The organism is Streptomyces inhibens, from assembly GCF_003389455.1.
Taxonomy (GTDB): Bacteria; Actinomycetota; Actinomycetes; order Streptomycetales; family Streptomycetaceae; genus Streptomyces; species Streptomyces inhibens.
This window is the reverse complement of sequence record NZ_QUAC01000027.1, coordinates 48,075-65,244: the sequence shown is the minus strand read 5'-3', so window position 1 is coordinate 65,244 and position 17,170 is coordinate 48,075. Positions and strand designations below refer to the sequence as shown.

Here is a 17,170-nt window from a genome sequence, read left to right as displayed (position 1 = left end):
CGGGGGCTGCCCTCGGCCTGGGGGCTGCCCTCGGCCCGGGGGCTGCCCCCGCGGCCACCGGGACCGGCCGCCCGGCCACCGACCCCCGCACCTCCGCCGTCCCCGCGGCCCGTACCTCCCGCCCCGGTGCCCGGACCTCCGCCCCCGACCCCCGCACCTCGTCCGGATCGTCCACCGGCCCGGACGTCGCGGCCGCCGTCGACGAGGTCAAGAGCCTGCTCGACCAGGGCCGGATCACCCGCGCCGTGGACATCCTCGGCGGCATCCTGCCGGCCGCCGCCGAGCGGCACGGCGCCCACTCCCCGGTCGTCCGCACCCTGCGCAAGCAGTACGCCGCCACCCTCATGGACGACGGCCAGTACCGCCGCGCACTGCCCGAACTCCGGCTGCTGGCCGAGGAGTTCGCCAAGGAATCCGGCGCGGGCGCGACCCGCCAGGCCCTCCAGTTCCACTACGAGGCCGCCCAGTGCCTCGAACAACTCGGCGAGGTCGCCCAGGCCCTGGAGGAGTACCGCGCCCTGCTCCCGTACTTCGAGCACTACGCCGACGACCCCGCCCGCCCCCTGGAGATCCGCCGTTCCATAGGCCACCTGCTGCTGGCCCAGGGCGAACGCGGCGCCGCCCAGGAAACGCTCTCCCGCCTCCTGTACGACGCCGAACGCCTCCACGGCCCCCACCACGCCTTCCCGGAAGAACTACGCCGCACGCTGTACTGGCTGGGGCAGATGCAGGGGTGAGGCGGGGGCGCCCGCCCCGTCGCCGGGTCCGAACCCGCCCCCACCCCCGAAGGAGATCAGGCGTTCCTGCCGATGGTCCTCCGGATCCAGTCCGCGTAGGCGGGCACATTGCTGTAGAGACCCGGCCCGTCCGAGCAGGCCAGGCCCGGGGCGCCGGGACCCGATGTGGTTCCGACGAGCTCCCACCGCCCGCCCTTGCCCCGCTGGATCTGCGGTCCGCCGGAGTCCCCGAAGCACGCCATGGCGTCCGGCACGCGGCTGATCGTGCACAGCCGGGTCCTGCCCGCGTAGCCGGGGGCACACTCGGCGTCGGCCCCCCTGCGGGCTTCGAGTTCCTGCAGCCGGTCCGCGAACACCGCATCGGAGAGCTTGGTGATGTTGACGACGGTGCCGAAGCCCAGGAGCCGGGTCGGGGTGCCGGGCCGCCCGGGCCGCGCCGCGATACGGATGGGCTTCTCGGCGACCGGGCGGTCAAGGCGGACCAGCGCGACGTCGTCCCGGTTGGCGACTTCCCCTTCGCCATTCACATAGCCCGGGTGGACCACCGTCCGCTCGATGGCCCGGACGGTGCCCCCGGACTGCCGCTGCTCGCTGCCGATACGGACGATGCCGTCCAGCTTGACCTGCTTCTCCGCCACGCAGTGGGCCGCCGTCAGCACCCACTGCGGATCGATCAGTGACGCCCCGCAGACGCCGTCGTCCAGCACGCCCGGGACCGTCATCGGGATCGACGCCATGAACGGGTAACGCTCCGTGGAATCCGTCCCGTTGACGATCGCTCCGGCGCTGCCGGTCATCGTGGTGGCGCACGCCGCTGCGGCGAGAGCGACGACGGCGGTGGCACGCGCCGCACGGCGGCGCACCAACTTCAAGCTGAACACACAGTGTCCCTTCCCTCGGAAATCCGGACGCGTTCAGCCTGCGCGTTCAAAATTCACCGATCCATCCGGACAGCGGGCCCATGCACAGTAGGGACAACCCCCGCCCCTCGGCCGGAACCACTCCGGCAGTCCGCACGGACCGGCAACCGCATCCCGGAAGCCGTCGAGTGTCCCGATCAGCCGACCACGCACGTCAACGGTCGCCTTGCTGCCTCCTCGGAGCCGCGGCCGCCAGGTCGTCGATGCTGCCGGACATGATCGTGCGGATGTGCTCCGTGATGTGCTCGGCCGGCCAGTCCCACCAGGCGAGGGCCAGGAGGCGGGCGATGTCCTCGTCGCTGTAGCGGCGGCGGATCAGTCTGGCCGGATTGCCGCCGACGATGCCGTAGTCGGGGACATCGTCCACGACGACGGAACCGGAGGCGATGACCGCCCCGTGGCCGATACGGACGCCGGGCATCACCATGGCCCGGTAGCCGAACCAGACATCGTTGCCGACCACGGTGTCGCCTCTTCCGGGCAGCCCGGTGATCAGGTCGAAATGCTCGGCCCACGAACCTCCCATGATGGGGAAGGGAAAGGTCGAGGGGCCGTCCATCCGGTGGTTGGCGCCGTTCATGATGAACCGCACGCCTTCGCCCAGGGCACAGAACTTGCCGATGACCAGCTTTTCCGGCCCGTAGTGATACAGCACATTGCGCGTCTCGAATGCCGTCGGATCGTCCGGGTCGTCGTAGTAGGAGTACTCCCCGACCTCGATCAGCGGCGACGTGACCAGCGGTTTCAGCAGCACCAGGCGCGGCTGCTCGGGCATGGGGTGCACCGCGGTCGGATCAGCGGGAACGGGCGGCATGGTGAATCGGTCTCCTCACATATGGCGGATGCTGGGGTTTCCTGCGATTCAGGGCGTGGGCGTCAGGACGGCGGTATCGGGCCGGGCAACGGGTCGGCACCGGGTGCCGGGCGCCGGAGCCGGCCGTCGGGGAGGTCCTGGCGAGCGCCGAGGAAGTAGTCGATGCCCTCGCGGAAGGCGGTGATCCCGAGGATTTCCCGCAGTGGTCCCCAGATGCCTGGCGGGACCGGGTATTCGCCGGCCAGCATCCATGCGTCGGCGCCGAGGGGGAAGAGGTGCCTGACCCGGATGAACTGCTCCCGGGTCAGCGAGGCGGACACCTCGATCCGGTCGTCAGTGCCGAAGCCGGTGAGCTCCCAGGTGAGATGGTGCCCGTCGGCGAAGGGATGGTCCTTGATCACCGGACCAGCCTAGGTCGGCCGAGGGTGCGGTCTCCTGCGGTTTTCGGCTCACGGGCTTGCGTCAAAGGGGCTTGCGGCAAAAGGACTTGTGCCGGAGCGGGGTGGTTGCGGAACGGATGGCGCCCTCGGGCGGGCGCCGGCCCCGTCCGAGCAGGGAGAAACCGTCCTCGGCGCAGATCGTTGGCCGAAGCAGTGGCCTGGGCCACGCCGACTCCATAGCATCGACAGCTCAAGGTCGAGACTCCGTCGCACGATCTGCCGGGAGGCCAAGTGTTCCGCCGTAGGACAGCGCTCTCCGTATCCGCCACCGCCGCCCTGCTGGCCGCGACCCCGCTGCTCGCCGCCTGTAGTGGCGACGCCCACCCCGGTGCCGCGGCCATCGTGGACGGGAAGCGGATCACCGTCGCGCAGTTGCAGGCGAAGGTGAAGGACGTACGTGCGGCGCAGGCCAAGTCCCCGCAGGGCGGCCAGCTGATCATGAACACCGGCCGGCTGAGCCTGGCCACCCTCAACGGCATGATCTTCGACGAGGTGCTGGCGCGCGGCGCGAAGGACGCCGGGGTGACGGTCACCCGCGGCGACATCCAGAAGTGGCGGGCCCGGGCCGAGAAGCAGGCCGGCGGCGCCGAGCGGCTGAAGGCGATGTGGCTCCAGCAGGGCGTGGCCCCCGACGAGGTCGACGCCATGGTCCGCAACCAGCTGCTGCTCGACGGCCTCGCCAAGCACCTCGGCGCCGACCGCGGTAAGCCGCAGGGCCAGCAGAAGCTCGTCCAGGCGCTGGCCAAGACCTCCCGGTCCATGGGCATCGACGTCAATCCGCGCTTCGGCAAGTGGGACGACCAGCAGGTCATCCTCGGTGAGACCAAGGACCCGTGGATCATCACGGAGCATGTGAAGCAGCAGGTCTGAGCGGACGCCGTCCGGCGGGAGGCGGTGCCGGGGCCCGTCGGCCGACCGGCGCCGGGTGTTGTCAGTGCGGTGCGTTACGTTCGATGCGTGAACGCTGACGCCTCTGCTGCCGACGCCGGCGCCGCCGCCCGCCCCGAGGGCACCGGCACCGGACGCCTGGTCCTGCTCACCACCAGCCATCGGGTCGCCCCCGGACTGCTGTCCTGGCCCGCATGGCAGACCCTGCGCACGGCCCAGCGGGTGCTGTGCGCCGACCCCGACCATCCGCAGCTGCCGTATCTGCGAGAGGCCGGCATCGAGGTGGAGACCGCCGCCCCCTCCGCCCGCGAGCTGGTCGACTACTGCGTGCCCGAGGCCCGTACGGCCGTCGTCCTGACCTCCGCGGAGGGCGAGAGCGCGCTGACCGACGGCCTGGCCCGGCTGGCCGGCTCCGGCCGCGAGACCATGCCCGACCTGGAGCTGCTGCCCGGCTCCTACGACCTGCCCGGCGCCCGGCTGCTCGACCTCGTCCAGGTCATGGACCAGATCCGCGCCGAATGCCCCTGGAGCAGCATCCGTACGCACCGCGACCTCGCCAAGTACGGCATCGAGGAGGCGTACGAGCTCGTCGAGGCCATCGAGGAGGGCGACCGCGAGGCACTGCGCGAGGAGCTGGGCGATGTGCTCCTCCAGGTCGTCTTCCACGCCCGGATCGCCCAGGACGACCCCGACGAGCCGTTCTCCCTCGACGATGTCGCGGGCGGAATCGTCGAGAAGCTGATCCACCGCCATCCCCATGTCTTCGGCGAGGAGGACGCGGCGACCCCGGAGGACGTCAAGGCGCACTGGATGCGGACGAAGGCCGTGGAGAAGCAGCGGGAGTCGGTGACCGAGGGCATTCCGCTGGCCCAGCCCGGGCTGGCGCTGGCGGCGAAGCTGGCGTCGCGGGTGCGGACGGCCGGCCTCGATGTCGCGCTGCCGACGGGCCAGGGGGTCGGGTACGAGCTGCTGGCGATGGCCGTACGGGCCGAGGAGGAGGGCGTCGACCCGGAGGCGGCGTTGCGGGCGGCGGCGCGGGCCTATCGGGATGCGGTGGTGGCTGCCGAGGGCGGTGCGGTGTAAGTAGCCTGGGGGAGGGCTTGTCGAGGGGCGTGGGTGGAACGGGAGTTGGCGGGGCTGGCGGCGTCGGGGGCGGCGGCCGTGGTCCAGGCTGTGGGCACGGAGGCGTGGGCGGACTTACGGCTGCGCGTCACGAAACTGTTCCGCGGACAGTACGACCACAGCCAGGTCACCGCGCTCGCCCGGACGACGGGTGAGTTGTTCTCCGGTACCGCTGCCGCCCCGACCGAGGTCACGGCGTTGTGGCGAGCGCGCTGGACGCCGCCAACCTCGGCGTACTCCTCGAAGAGCAGGGCCGCCCGGACGAAGCCCGTACCTGGTACCTCAAGGGCTACGGAACCGACGATGCCTACGGAGCCTTCACCCTTCGCCGGGCTGCGCAAGGCGAAGGGTGAGCGGACACAGGCCCAGGGCTGGTACCGCAAGGCCGCCGACATGGGCCACCCAGGCGCCCGGCGGGCACTTTGCGAGGGTCCGGAGACCGACGCCGGCACCGTCATGGTGTGAGGGAGGGAGCCGGCGCGGGGGCCGTCACAGGCTGCTCCGCCGTCCGCGCGTCGGCCGCGGACGGAGGGCGCAGCCGGTCGATGACCCAAAGCCCCGCCCCCGCCGCCGCGAGCCCGGCGCCCACGACGCATACGCCGCCCCACCCCGCCGCGCCCCACACCACCGACGTGAGCGCCGAGCCGGCCGCCCCGCCCACGAAGTAGCTGGTCATATAGGCGGAGTTGAGCCGGTTACGGGCCTCGGGGCGGATCGCGTAGACCAGGTTCTGGTTGCTGACGTGGACCGCCTGTGCGGCCAGGTCCAGTACGACCACGCCGGCCAGCAGCGCGGCCAGCGACCAGGCCCCGCCCCCGCCGCCGGCCGCCAGCAGGCCCCAGGAGCCGAGCAGCAGGAACGCCGCGGCGCCGGCGGCCTGGTGTGCCAGGCCGCGGTCCGCCAGCCGTCCGGCCACCGAAGCGGCCAGTGAACCGGCCGCGCCCACCAGTCCCAGCAGGCCGATGGCCGACTCCTGCCAGCCGTAGGCCGGGCCGGACATCAAGAAGGCCAGCGCCGTCCACAGCACGCTGAAGCCCGCGAAGGACAGCGCGCCCAGTGCCGCCCGCCGGCGCAGCACCGGCTCCTGGGCGAACAGGGCCAGCGTGGAGCGCAGCAGCGCCGGATAGCGCAGCCCGGCCGTGGTGCGCAGGGCGGGCAGCCTAAGCCGCAGCAGCACGGCCACCAGCAGCATCAGCGCCGCGTTGACCCAGTAGACGGTGCGCCAGCCGCCGAGTTCCGCGAGCAGTCCGGCGGCGGTCCGGGCCAGCAGGATGCCCAGCAGCAGGCCGGTCATGAGGGTGCCGACGGTCCGGCCGCGTTCGGCGGGGGCCGCGAGGGTCGCCGCGAACGGCACGACGACCTGGGCGGCGACCGAGGTCAGGCCGGTCAGCGCGGTGCCGGTCAGCAGGAGGGCGGCGTTCGGCGCGCTCGCGGTGACGGTGAGGAAGGCGGCGGTGGCCAGTGTCAGGGTGACGGCCAGCCGACGGCGCTCCAGCAGGTCGCCGAGCGGTACGAGCAGCAGCAGGCCGAGCCCGTAGCCGACCTGGGCGACGGTGACGACCAGCGCGGCGGTGGACGCGGACAGGTGCAGATCGTGGCCTATGACGTCCAGCAGGGGCTGGGCGAAGTAGTTGCCGGCGACCGAGAGGCCGGTGGCGACGGACATCAGCAGCAGCGTGCCGCGCCCCAGCCTTCCCGGCTCCGATCGGTGTGCGCGTGCCATGAGTTGACCTCCCCGTGTCGCCCGCGGCCACCGTGGCGGCGGGCACGTCCCAGCCTGGGCCCGGCACCATCGATGAGTCCAACACATCGTTGTCATCGCATCCATCGCATTTCGAGATCGATGGTCGCTAGCATCGACGGATATGGAGCTCCAGCAGATGCGCTATGTCGTCGCGGTGGCCGAGACCGGTGGGTTCACCCGGGCCGCCGAGCGGTGTCATGTCGTGCAGTCCGCGCTCAGCCATCAGATCGCCCGGCTGGAGAAGGAGCTCGGTGCCCGGCTCTTCGACCGGACCAGCCGCAGTGTCCGGCTGACCGCCGCCGGCGAGGCGTTCGTGCCGGTCGCCCGGCAGGCGCTCCAGGCGGCCGAACGGGCCCGGGCGGAGGTGGCGGCGGCGACCGGCGAGGTGCGCGGCCGGCTCGCGGTGGGCGCGATCTCCACCGTCGCGGCCGTCGATCTCGCCCGTGAACTGGGCGCCTTCCGTACCCGCTGTCCGCAGGTGCGGATCAGTCTGCAGATGGAGATGAGCGATCCGCTCATCGAGAAGGTGCGACAGGGCGTGCTGGATATCGCCTTCGTCGGGCTGGTGCCCGACGCCCGCACGGTCGGCGTACGGGAGAAGGAGCTGGCGCGCGGCGAGCTGGTCGCGGTGGTGCCGCCGGGGCATCCGCTGGCCGGGCGGGAGTGGACCACGCTGTCGCGCATGGCGCGGGAGACCTTTGTCGACTTCACGGCGGGTTCCGCGGCCCGCCGGCAGCGGGACGAGGCGTTCCGTGCGGCGGGGCTGACCTCGGAGGTGGCGTTCGAGGTGACCACCGTGGAGTTCCTGGCGAAGCTGGTACGCGCAGGCCTGGGCGTCGGCATGGTCCCCGAGGCGATCGCCTCCGAGCTGTCCGGGCTGCACATCGTGCGGGTACGGCCGGCGCCGGAGCGTACCGAGCGGGTGGTGTGGAGCGCGCTCGGCCCCTCGCCGGCGGCGCTGGCGTTCCTGGCCGGGCTGGGGGTGGATCCGGGGTAGTGGCCGGGTGCGCCGTGGGGCCCGGGTGGTCCGTCCGAGCGCCGGCGTGCGCCCACCGGTTACGGTCGGAAGGTGCACGACAAGCCCCACGCCCTCCCCGACGACGCCACCCGCGCGGCCGCCCCCGCCGGCTGCCCCGCGGCCGAGGCCGCCCCCGAGCTGTTCACCTGGGAGTTCGCCTCCGACCCGTACCCGGCGTACGCATGGCTGCGCGAGCATGCGCCGGTGCACCGGACCGCGCTGCCCAGCGGCGTCGAGGCCTGGCTGGTGACCCGCTATACCGAGGCGCGGCAGGCGCTCGCCGACGCCCGGCTCTCCAAGAATCCGGTGCACCACAGCGAGGCCGCGCACGGCAAGGGCAAGGTCGGCATCCCGGGCGAGCGCAGCGCCAACCTGATGACGCATCTGCTCAACATCGACCCCCCGGACCACACCCGGCTGCGCCGGCTGGTCTCCAAGGCGTTCACCCCGCGCCGGGTCGCGGCCTTCGCCCCGCGCGTCCAGGAGCTGACCGACCGGCTCATCGACGACATGATCGCCAAACAGGGCGGCGCGGAGTGCGGTGCGGCCGATCTGATCCATGAGTTCGCGTTTCCGCTGCCCATCTACGCGATCTGCGATCTGCTCGGCGTCCCGCGCGAGGACCAGGACGACTTCCGCGACTGGGCAGGCATGATGATCCGCCACGGCGGAGGACCGCGCGGCGGAGTCGCCCGTTCCGTGAAGAAGATGCGCGGCTACCTCGCGGAGCTGATCCACCGTAAGCGGGAGTCCCTGGGGGAGACCGCCGAGGCGGACGAGGATCTGATCTCCGGCCTGATCCGGGCCTCCGACCACGGCGAGCACCTCACCGAGAACGAGGCCGCCGCGATGGCGTTCATCCTGCTCTTCGCCGGCTTCGAGACCACCGTCAACCTCATCGGCAACGGCATCTATGCGCTGCTGCGCCACCCCGCCCAGCGCGAGCTGCTGCAGAAGTCGATCGCGGCGGGCGACACCGAGCTGCTGACCACCGGCATCGAGGAACTGCTCCGCTACGACGGGCCGGTGGAGCTGGCGACCTGGCGGTTCGCGACCAAGGAGCTGACGCTCGGCGGGCAGACGATCGCCGAGGGCGATCCGGTCCTGGTGGTGCTGGCCGCCGCGGACCGCGACCCGGCGCGCTTTGCCGAGCCGGATGTTCTCGATCTGACCCGGCGTGACAACCAGCATCTGGGATACGGGCACGGCATCCACTACTGCCTGGGCGCACCGCTCGCCCGGCTCGAAGGACAGACCGCCCTCGCCACGCTGCTGACCCGGCTCCCGGACATCCGACTTGCCGCGGAACCTGACGATTTGCGCTGGCGCGGCGGGCTCATCATGCGCGGACTGCGGTCCCTGCCCGTGGAGTTCACGCCCGAGCGGCCCTGACCTGGGACGCAGTCATATGTGACGCAGCGTCACCCGCGTGACCTTTACGTGATCTGCGCTACACCGACTTGTGACTACCCGTGACCCCGGCTACCTTTCGACCGACGATCGACAGGCTTCACCCGATCGGGCGATGTGATGACGGGGCGAACCGGATTATTGGTGTGCCTCGGCCGTATCGGCCGGCCGGACAGCGCTTCGAACGGATCGTCGACAACTCAACCGCTGCGCGAAAGGCATCCGTATGCGTTCCGGGAACGGCCGACACCGTCGCCCCCGTCAGGCACCGGCCATCTTTGTCACGGCGGGAGTGACCGGGGCCGGTATCGCCCTGCCACTGCTCGGCGCGAGCGGTGCCCACGCCGCCGACACCGCGACCTGGGACAAGGTCGCCCAGTGCGAGAGCGCCGGCGTGTGGAGCTCGGCCTCGGGCAACGGCTACTACGGCGGGCTGCAGCTGACCCAGGAGATGTGGGACAACTACGGCGGCTCGGCCTATGCCTCGCGCCCCGACCTCGCCAGCCGCGCCCAGCAGATCGCGGTCGCCGAGTCGATCCTCGACGACCGTGGCCCGGACGTCTGGCCGAGCTGCGCCGTCAACGCCGGACTGACCAAGGACGGCCGCGCGCCGAAGGTCAACCCGGGCAGCACCGCCACCCCGCAGCCCGACCCGTCGGATGCCGAAGGCTCCTCGGATCCCTGGGACCGGCCCGATGCGTCCGACGAGCCCGACGGCTCGGACTCCTCCGGGTCGCACGACGGGCGGACCGGCGGGCAGACGGACGGACAGGCCGATGGCCAGGCCGACGGACAGACCGACGAGCCGTCCGGCACGACGCCCTCGCCGTCCGCGCCCGACGACTCGGATTCGGCCGGCTCCGGCGACGCGACCCAGGGCGCGGACCGCACCCCGGAGCCGTCCGGCTCCACGAAGCCCGGCGAGGAGGACGGCGACGCCTCGCACTCCGCCGACCCGGCCGACGGCGGCGGACGTACCGACAATGCCGGCATACCGGATGAAACGCCCGCGAAGGGCAAGCACCGCGGCGATGCGGGCGACGAGGGCGACGGCGACCGGTCGTCCGGCGGCCGGCACGCCTCGCGGGGCGATGACGCGCACCGTACGGGCCCGGCGGCCGACGGCGACTACACCGTGCGCCCGGGTGACAGCCTGTCAGCCATCGCCCAGGCCCATCGGCTGCCCGGCGGATGGCCCGCGCTGTACGAGCGCAACGAGGGCGTCGTCGGCTCCGACGCGGACCTGATCAAGCCGGGTCAGCTGCTCGATCTCGGGCACAAGGAAGGCTAGTTCGCCGCCTTCGTCCTATTTCGTGAAAGTGAGACAAGGCTCTCGTTGCCCGTCGCGCCCCCAGTCTGCTCATTGCCGTCATAACGGGCTTCACCTGCGAATATGTGACCAACCTGTGATCGAAAACGGTCAACTTGGTTCAGATGGTGGGGTTTGAACATCAAGGGGGTTGCTGCTTACGGTCGGGACCGCTCGCCAAAGCGGGCCCGTCGATCACACGCCGAATCCTGCCGGTGATCGAAGGCAGTTGACGCGCAAGCGCCGAAGGCAGGAGCGGGGGAACCAAGGTAAGTGCCGGCCCCGCCCGCGAAAGCGGGTCAGCCGGCTTGGGGTGAAGCCGGGTGCGCCATGTGCACCCGGCCGGGCACTCACAGCCCGAACCCGACAGCTCACCTCGTAGGCGTCGGTGAGGAAACGAACGAACCATGCTGATCAACAAGGGCAAGCACCGTCGTCCCTCCAAGGCCGTCCGCGTCGCCACGCTCGCCGGTGTCGCCGGTGCCGCCGTCGCCGTCCCGCTGATGGGCGCCACCTCCGCCTCCGCCGCCTCCGTCGCCACCTGGGACAAGGTCGCCCAGTGCGAGTCCGGTGGCAACTGGTCGATCAACACCGGTAACGGCTACTACGGTGGCCTGCAGTTCTCCAACTCCAGCTGGGCCGCCGCCGGTGGCACCAAGTACGCGCCGCGCGCCGACCTGGCCACCAAGGACCAGCAGATCGCCGCCGCCGAGAAGCTCCTCGCCATCCAGGGCCCGGGCGCCTGGTCCTGCGCCTCCGCCGGCGGCCTGACCGCCGGTGGCCCCGCCGCCGACGTCAACCCCTCCGGCTCCTCCGCGCAGACCAAGTCCGCGCCGCAGAAGAACACCGCCGCCGTGAAGAAGACCCCGGCCCCCGTGCAGGAGAAGGCGCAGCCGGCCGCGAAGAAGTCGAACGGCCACGGCAACTACACCGTCAAGGCGGGCGACACCCTCGCCAAGATAGCCAAGGCCCACGGCACCAACTGGAAGTCGGTCTACGCGGCCAACAAGTCCGTCATCGGCGGCAACCCGAACCTGATCCTCCCGGGCCAGAAGCTCAGCATCTGATCCGTCCCCTCACCGGGATTTTGCGGGCCCGGGCGGCGGGCCCCGCTTTTCCTCCGTGAGACCGCCCCGCCCGGCGCGCCGTTCCCCCCAGCGCGCCGCGGCGGGGTTTCTCGCACCCGGGCCGCACACCGGCCCGGACCCCGCGCCGTACCCGATCCGGCCGCACGTCCCTGACCAGCCCTCACACGCGACTTTTCCCGTTCGGCGAACAATGCGCCTAAACGTCCCGTGAACTGGGCATTTGGGAAGTTTTTCGGGCCATTCCGTCCCACGGAGCGGGCCAAGGGCAAGCGGACGCACCCAAGGCCGTTAGGCTCGTGCTGCAGAACTCCAGACACCCATGAAGGAGACAACGTGCCGTCCATCGACGTCGTCGTAGCCCGCGAAATTCTCGACTCGCGAGGTAATCCCACGGTCGAGGTCGAGGTCGGCCTCGACGACGGCAGCACGGGCCGTGCCGCCGTGCCGTCCGGCGCCTCGACCGGTGCCTTCGAGGCCATCGAGCTTCGCGACGGCGACCCGAACCGCTACCTGGGCAAGGGTGTGGAGAAGGCCGTCCTGGCCGTCATCGAGCAGATCGGCCCGGAGCTCGTCGGCTACGACGCGACCGAGCAGCGGCTGATCGACCAGGCGATGTTCGACCTGGACGCCACCGACAACAAGGGCTCGCTCGGCGCCAACGCCATCCTCGGCGTCTCCCTGGCCGTCGCGCACGCCGCCTCCGAGGCCAGTGACCTCCCGCTGTTCCGCTACCTCGGTGGCCCGAACGCGCATGTCCTGCCCGTCCCGATGATGAACATCCTGAACGGCGGCTCGCACGCCGACTCCAACGTGGACATCCAGGAGTTCATGATCGCCCCGATCGGCGCGGAGTCCTTCTCCGAGGCGCTGCGCTGGGGCGCCGAGGTCTACCACACCCTCAAGAAGGTCCTGAAGGCCAAGGGTCTGGCCACCGGACTCGGCGACGAGGGCGGCTTCGCCCCGAACCTGGGCTCCAACCGCGAGGCCCTCGACCTCATCCTCGAAGCCATCAAGGAAGCCGGTTACGCCCCCGGCCAGGACATCGCGCTCGCGCTGGACGTCGCCGCCTCCGAGTTCTACAAGGACGGCAAGTACCAGTTCGAGGGCAAGGACCGCTCGGCCGCCGAGATGACCGAGTACTACGAGGAGCTGGTGGCGGCCTACCCGCTGGTCTCCATCGAGGACCCGCTGTTCGAGGACGACTGGGCCGGCTGGAAGGTCATCACCGACAAGCTCGGCGCCAAGGTGCAGCTCGTCGGCGACGACCTCTTCGTCACCAACCCCGAGCGCCTCGCCCGCGGCATCGAGGAGGGCTCCGCCAACGCGCTGCTGGTGAAGGTCAACCAGATCGGCTCGCTGACCGAGACCCTGGACGCCGTCGAGATGGCCCAGCGCAACGGCTTCAAGTGCATGATGTCGCACCGCTCCGGTGAGACCGAGGACGTCACCATCGCCGACCTCGCCGTCGCCACCAACTGCGGCCAGATCAAGACCGGCGCCCCGGCCCGCTCCGAGCGCGTCGCCAAGTACAACCAGCTGCTGCGCATCGAGGAGATCCTCGACGACGCCGCGGTCTACGCCGGCCGCTCCGCCTTCCCGCGGTTCCGCCAGGGCTGATCACGGCGGCAAGGGCTAATCGGGCGAGCCAACCGCCCAGCACCCCGTACGTCCCCGGTGGCGGTCCCGTACCGTTGCCGGGGACGTACCTGCTTCAGCAGTCAGGCGTCAGGGAGTGAAGGGGAGACGACGTGCCCGCGGACCGGTTCTCGACCGCGACCCGACTCAAGGCGCTCGGCGAGCAGGCCGCCGCCCGCGTCTACCGCGCCCGCCCGGCCCGCCGCAATCGCCTCACCGGCCGCGCCGCCCTGCTGGCCCTGGTGATGTGCTCCCTGGTCGTCGCCCTCGCGTATCCCATAAGGCAGTACGTCTCCCAGCGTTCGGACATCGCCGACCAGCGCCGTAAGGCCCAGGACGCCGGTGCCGCACTCGACCGGCTGCGCGAGCAGAAGGCCCGCTGGCAGGACCCGGCGTACGTACGGCAGCAGGCCCGCCGCCATCTGCACTACGTCATGCCGGGCGAGACCGGATTCATCGTCCAGGACGGCACCGGCGTCACCTCCGCACCGAAGGGGGCGCAAGCGGCGCAGCGCCCCTGGTACGAGAATCTGTGGGACGCCGTCGACTCGGCTGACAAACCGGCCGGCAAACGGTAGGACACGCCCCGGCCCGTACCGCCCGCGAGCGGCAGCCCGTACTGTCGACAAGGGGCGGCCCGCACCGCCACCCCCTCACTCACCTCACCGAAAGCGCACATGGACACCCCCCCGCCCCAGACCGAGCCCACCGAGCCCACCGCCGCGGACATCGCCGCCTTCAAGGAGCAGCTCGGCCGCCCGCCGCGCGGACTGCGCGCCATCGCGCACCGCTGCCCCTGCGGACAGCCGGATGTCGTCGAGACGGCGCCGCGCCTGGAGGACGGCACGCCCTTCCCCACGCTCTACTACCTCACCTGCCCGCGCGCGGCCTCCGCGATCGGCACGCTGGAGGCCAACGGCGTGATGAAGGAGATGTCCGAGCGGCTGGCGACCGACCCTGCGCTTGCCGCCGCCTACCGCGCGGCCCACGAGGACTACATCCGGCGGCGGGACGCCATCGAGGTGCTCCAGGGCTTCCCGAGCGCGGGCGGTATGCCCGACCGGGTCAAGTGCCTGCACGTCCTGGTCGGCCACTCGCTGGCGGCCGGCCCGGGGGTCAACCCGCTCGGTGACGAGGCCCTCGCGATGCTGCCGGAGTGGTGGAAGAAGGGGCCGTGCGTCTCCCCGTGCCAGGACACCCAGGACGCTCCCGAAGGAGACGCCCAGTGAAGCGGGTCGCCGCCATCGACTGCGGTACGAATTCCATCCGGCTGCTGGTCGCGGACGCGGACCCGGCTACCGGTGAGCTGAAGGACCTGGACCGCCGGATGCAGATCGTCCGGCTGGGCCAGGGCGTGGACCGCACCGGACGGCTGGCGCCGGAGGCGCTGGACCGCACCTTCGCGGCCTGCCGGGAGTACGCCGCGGTGATCAAGGGCCTGGGCGCCGAGCAGATCCGCTTCGTGGCGACCTCGGCCTCGCGGGACGCGGAGAACCGCGAGGACTTCGTCCGCGGTGTGGTGGACATCCTGGGTGTGCAGCCCGAGGTGATCACCGGCGACCAGGAGGCGGAGTTCTCCTTCAACGGCGCCACCAAGGAGCTCACGGGCCGCTCGGACCTCTCCAAGCCCTTCCTGGTCGTGGACATCGGCGGCGGCTCGACCGAGTTCGTCCTCGGCGATGACCACGTACGGGCCGCGCGCTCGGTCGATGTCGGCTGTGTACGGATGACCGAGCGGCATCTGCTGCACGGCGGGGAGATCAGCGACCCGCCCACCGCGGGCCAGATCACCGCCATAAAGGCCGATATCGCCGCGGCGCTGGACCGGGCCGAGGAGGCCGTGCCGCTGAGCGAGGCCGCCACCCTGGTGGGCCTGGCCGGCTCGGTGACCACCGTCGCCGCCATCGCCCTGGGCCTCGACCACTACGACTCCGAGGCCATCCACCACTCCCGGGTCTCCCTGGCGAAGGTCCGTGAGATCACCGGCGATCTGCTGTCCTCCACCCATGCCGAGCGTGCGGCCATCCCGGTCATGCACCCGGGCCGGGTCGATGTGATCGCCGCGGGCGCGCTCGTGCTGCTGTCGATCATGGAGCGGACGGGCGCCGAGGAGGTCGTCGTCAGCGAGCACGACATCCTGGACGGCATCGCCTGGAGCATCGCCGACTGAGGCGCCGAGGGGACGGGTGGAGGCCGGCAACGGTCTCCACCAAGTGGCTTTTTGAGCGGGTGACCTGCCCGTCTGAGCGGCTTTCAGGTGCCTTCAGGGGGTCCGGCGGACGGGCCCCGAAAGAAAGTTCGTGAAATCCTTCACATGAAAAAGCCTCCCGTTGGGCGAACAATCTGATCATCCGACCCTCATTCGAAGGTCCTAGGACCCCTCGACCCGGAGATTGTGCGGTCGCCGGCGGATCGGCGATGCACCCGCGGAGGGCTTGGTTCGGCCGCCCGAGGGCCCACAAGCCCTGATCAACGGGGGTCTCCAACGCCTCGCGTAACACGGTGGTTCCATTCCGCACTATGGCGTCGGTCACGAAGCCGGCGGAGTGTAGCAGATGCCCCCCGAGTGCTTGTGAAGGGGCTCACGAGCGACCCCCCATGTGGGGGTGGATACTCGATTGCATGAGCACCACGGAGCGTCCCAGGATCCTCGTTGTAGGCGGTGGGTACGTAGGCCTGTACGCGGCACGTCGCATCCTCAAGAAGATGCGGTACGGCGAGGCGACCGTCACGGTCGTCGACCCGCGCTCGTACATGACGTACCAGCCCTTCCTCCCTGAAGCTGCAGCCGGCAGCATCTCCCCCCGCCACGTCGTGGTTCCGCTACGACGCGTGCTGCCCAAGGCGGAGGTTCTCACCGGCCGGGTCACCACCATCGATCAGGACCGCAAGGTCGCCACGATCGCCCCGCTGGTCGGCGAGGCGTACGAGCTGCCCTTCGACTACCTGGTCATCGCGATGGGCGCGGTCTCCCGCACCTTCCCGATTCCCGGCCTCGCCGAGAACGGCATCGGCATGAAGGGCGTGGAAGAGGCCATCGGCCTGCGTAACCACGTCCTGGAGCAGCTGGACAAGGCCGACTCCACGACCGACGAGGACGTCCGCCGCAAGGCGCTCACCTTCGTCTTCGTCGGTGGTGGCTTCGCGGGCGCGGAGACCATCGGCGAGGTCGAGGACATGGCCCGCGATGCCGCGAAGTACTACAACAACGTGAAGCGCGAGGACATGCGCTTCCTGTTGGTCGACGTCGCCGACAAGATCCTCCCCGAGGTCGGCCCGAAGCTCGGCGCCTACGGCAAGGAGCACCTTGAGGGCCGCGGCGTCGAGATCTACCTCAAGACCGGCATGGACTCCTGCGTCGACGGTCACGTCGTGCTCAACAACGGCCTTGAGGTCGACTCCAACACCATCGTGTGGACCGCGGGCGTCAAGCCGAACCCGGCGCTGTCCCGCTTCGGTCTGCCGCTCGGCCCGCGCGGCCATGTCGACACCGGCGCCACCCTCCAGGTGCAGGGCACCGACTACATCTGGGCGGCCGGCGACAACGCGCAGGTCCCCGACCTGGTCGGTCGCAAGAACGGCAACGAGAACGCCTGGTGCCCGCCGAACGCCCAGCACGCGCTGCGGCAGTCCAAGGTCCTCGGCGACAACGTGATCTCCGGTATGCGGGGCTTCCCGCAGAAGGAGTACAGCCACGCCAACAAGGGTGCGGTCGCCGGTCTCGGCCTGCACAAGGGCGTTGCGATGATCGTCATGGGCAAGATGAAGATCAAGCTCAAGGGCCGTCTCGCCTGGTACATGCACCGCGCGTACCACGGCATGGCGATGCCGACGTTCAACCGCAAGATCCGGGTCTTCGCCGACTGGACGCTGGCCACGTTCCTCAAGCGCGAGGTCGTCTCGCTCGGCGCCATGGAGAACCCCCGCGAGGAGTTCTACGAGGCGGCCAAGCCGGCCCCCGCTCCGGCAGCCGCGGCCGCCGGCGGCGACAAGCCGAAGGCCAAGGCTTCCTGAACCACCGGTCGGGTACTCCGACCAGCCCGAA

At 70.9% G+C, this 17,170-nt stretch carries 16 protein-coding genes, 1 pseudogene and 1 riboswitch; of the genes and pseudogenes, 13 read left to right on the top strand and 4 right to left on the bottom strand.

Features of this window, described 5'->3' with window-relative positions:
- Nucleotides 1-737: pseudogene (locus DY245_RS04485) on the top strand (serine/threonine protein kinase); the annotation flags it as partial.
- Nucleotides 738-793: 56 nt separating this feature from the next.
- Here DY245_RS04485 and DY245_RS04480 read toward each other — a convergent pair.
- From DY245_RS04480 to DY245_RS04470, 3 genes are all read right to left on the bottom strand, one after another.
- Nucleotides 794-1,618, bottom strand: coding sequence for a S1 family peptidase (locus DY245_RS04480; protein ID WP_128503702.1), 825 nt, complete (start codon nt 1,616-1,618; stop codon nt 794-796).
- A gap of 193 nt (nt 1,619-1,811) precedes the next feature.
- Nucleotides 1,812-2,471: a CatB-related O-acetyltransferase gene (locus DY245_RS04475; RefSeq protein ID WP_128503700.1), complete on the bottom strand. Its 660-nt coding sequence runs from the start codon at nt 2,469-2,471 to the stop codon at nt 1,812-1,814.
- Between the two features lie 62 nt (nt 2,472-2,533).
- Nucleotides 2,534-2,872, bottom strand: coding sequence for a polysaccharide deacetylase family protein (locus DY245_RS04470; protein ID WP_128503698.1), 339 nt, complete (start codon nt 2,870-2,872; stop codon nt 2,534-2,536).
- 270 nt (nt 2,873-3,142) lie between these two features.
- Between DY245_RS04470 and DY245_RS04465 the strand changes: the two genes are divergently transcribed.
- The 3 genes from DY245_RS04465 (at nt 3,143) to DY245_RS44110 (ending at nt 5,274) form a co-directional block, all read left to right on the top strand.
- Nucleotides 3,143-3,781 carry a SurA N-terminal domain-containing protein gene (locus DY245_RS04465; protein ID WP_128503696.1) on the top strand — a complete coding sequence of 213 codons (639 nt, stop codon included), beginning with the start codon at nt 3,143-3,145 and terminating at the stop codon, nt 3,779-3,781.
- Between the two features lie 87 nt (nt 3,782-3,868).
- The gene (locus DY245_RS04460) at nt 3,869-4,882 is read left to right on the top strand and encodes a nucleoside triphosphate pyrophosphohydrolase (RefSeq protein ID WP_128503694.1); all 1,014 of its coding nucleotides are present in this window, start codon (nt 3,869-3,871) and stop codon (nt 4,880-4,882) included.
- A 239-nt stretch (nt 4,883-5,121) separates the two neighbouring features.
- Complete coding sequence (locus tag DY245_RS44110; protein WP_181923518.1) at nt 5,122-5,274, top strand: hypothetical protein; 153 nt, start codon at nt 5,122-5,124, stop codon at nt 5,272-5,274.
- A 101-nt stretch (nt 5,275-5,375) separates the two neighbouring features.
- On the opposite strand, the gene DY245_RS04455 is transcribed toward DY245_RS44110, so the two are convergent.
- A complete protein-coding gene (locus DY245_RS04455; RefSeq protein WP_128503692.1) occupies nt 5,376-6,644 on the bottom strand; it encodes an MFS transporter in 1,269 nt (422 codons plus the stop codon).
- A gap of 142 nt (nt 6,645-6,786) precedes the next feature.
- Here DY245_RS04455 and DY245_RS04450 point away from each other — a divergent pair, with 142 nt between their 5' ends.
- The 9 genes from DY245_RS04450 (at nt 6,787) to DY245_RS04410 (ending at nt 17,139) form a co-directional block, all read left to right on the top strand.
- On the top strand, nt 6,787-7,662 hold the full coding sequence (locus tag DY245_RS04450) for a LysR family transcriptional regulator (protein ID WP_128503690.1): 876 nt from the start codon (nt 6,787-6,789) through the stop codon (nt 7,660-7,662).
- 72 nt (nt 7,663-7,734) lie between these two features.
- Nucleotides 7,735-9,075 (top strand): cytochrome P450 family protein, encoded by a 1,341-nt coding sequence (locus DY245_RS04445; protein ID WP_128503688.1) that lies wholly within the window; start codon nt 7,735-7,737, stop codon nt 9,073-9,075.
- 310 nt (nt 9,076-9,385) lie between these two features.
- Nucleotides 9,386-10,384 carry a transglycosylase family protein gene (locus DY245_RS04440; RefSeq protein ID WP_244942822.1) on the top strand — a complete coding sequence of 333 codons (999 nt, stop codon included), beginning with the start codon at nt 9,386-9,388 and terminating at the stop codon, nt 10,382-10,384.
- Nucleotides 10,385-10,633: 249 nt separating this feature from the next.
- Nucleotides 10,634-10,802, top strand: a riboswitch (cyclic di-AMP (ydaO/yuaA leader).
- 7 nt (nt 10,803-10,809) lie between these two features.
- A complete protein-coding gene (locus DY245_RS04435) occupies nt 10,810-11,469 on the top strand; it encodes a transglycosylase family protein (RefSeq protein WP_128503684.1) in 660 nt (219 codons plus the stop codon).
- A 354-nt stretch (nt 11,470-11,823) separates the two neighbouring features.
- Complete coding sequence (gene eno / locus DY245_RS04430; RefSeq protein WP_128503681.1) at nt 11,824-13,107, top strand: phosphopyruvate hydratase; 1,284 nt, start codon at nt 11,824-11,826, stop codon at nt 13,105-13,107.
- Nucleotides 13,108-13,238: 131 nt separating this feature from the next.
- On the top strand, nt 13,239-13,703 hold the full coding sequence (locus DY245_RS04425) for an FtsB family cell division protein (RefSeq protein WP_128503679.1): 465 nt from the start codon (nt 13,239-13,241) through the stop codon (nt 13,701-13,703).
- A 99-nt stretch (nt 13,704-13,802) separates the two neighbouring features.
- On the top strand, nt 13,803-14,354 hold the full coding sequence (locus tag DY245_RS04420; protein ID WP_128503677.1) for a DUF501 domain-containing protein: 552 nt from the start codon (nt 13,803-13,805) through the stop codon (nt 14,352-14,354).
- Nucleotides 14,351-15,295, top strand: a complete 945-nt coding sequence (locus DY245_RS04415; RefSeq protein WP_128503675.1) for a Ppx/GppA phosphatase family protein — start codon at nt 14,351-14,353, stop codon at nt 15,293-15,295. Before DY245_RS04420 ends, DY245_RS04415 begins: the two co-directional genes overlap by 4 nt.
- A 452-nt stretch (nt 15,296-15,747) precedes the next feature.
- Complete coding sequence (locus DY245_RS04410; RefSeq protein ID WP_128503673.1) at nt 15,748-17,139, top strand: NAD(P)/FAD-dependent oxidoreductase; 1,392 nt, start codon at nt 15,748-15,750, stop codon at nt 17,137-17,139.
- The last annotated feature ends 31 nt before the right edge of the window (nt 17,140-17,170 follow it).

Excerpts from the sequence above, each read along its gene's own strand:
- DY245_RS04475 (WP_128503700.1), bottom strand. The coding sequence starts at position 2,471 with ATGCCGCCCGTTCCCGCTGATCCGACCGCGGTGCACCCCATGCCCGAG.
- DY245_RS04455 (WP_128503692.1), bottom strand. The coding sequence starts at position 6,644 with ATGGCACGCGCACACCGATCGGAGCCGGGAAGGCTGGGGCGCGGCACG.
- DY245_RS04450 (WP_128503690.1), top strand. The coding sequence starts at position 6,787 with ATGGAGCTCCAGCAGATGCGCTATGTCGTCGCGGTGGCCGAGACCGGT.
- DY245_RS04435 (WP_128503684.1), top strand. The coding sequence starts at position 10,810 with ATGCTGATCAACAAGGGCAAGCACCGTCGTCCCTCCAAGGCCGTCCGC.
- DY245_RS04420 (WP_128503677.1), top strand. The coding sequence starts at position 13,803 with ATGGACACCCCCCCGCCCCAGACCGAGCCCACCGAGCCCACCGCCGCG.
- DY245_RS04410 (WP_128503673.1), top strand. The coding sequence starts at position 15,748 with ATGAGCACCACGGAGCGTCCCAGGATCCTCGTTGTAGGCGGTGGGTAC.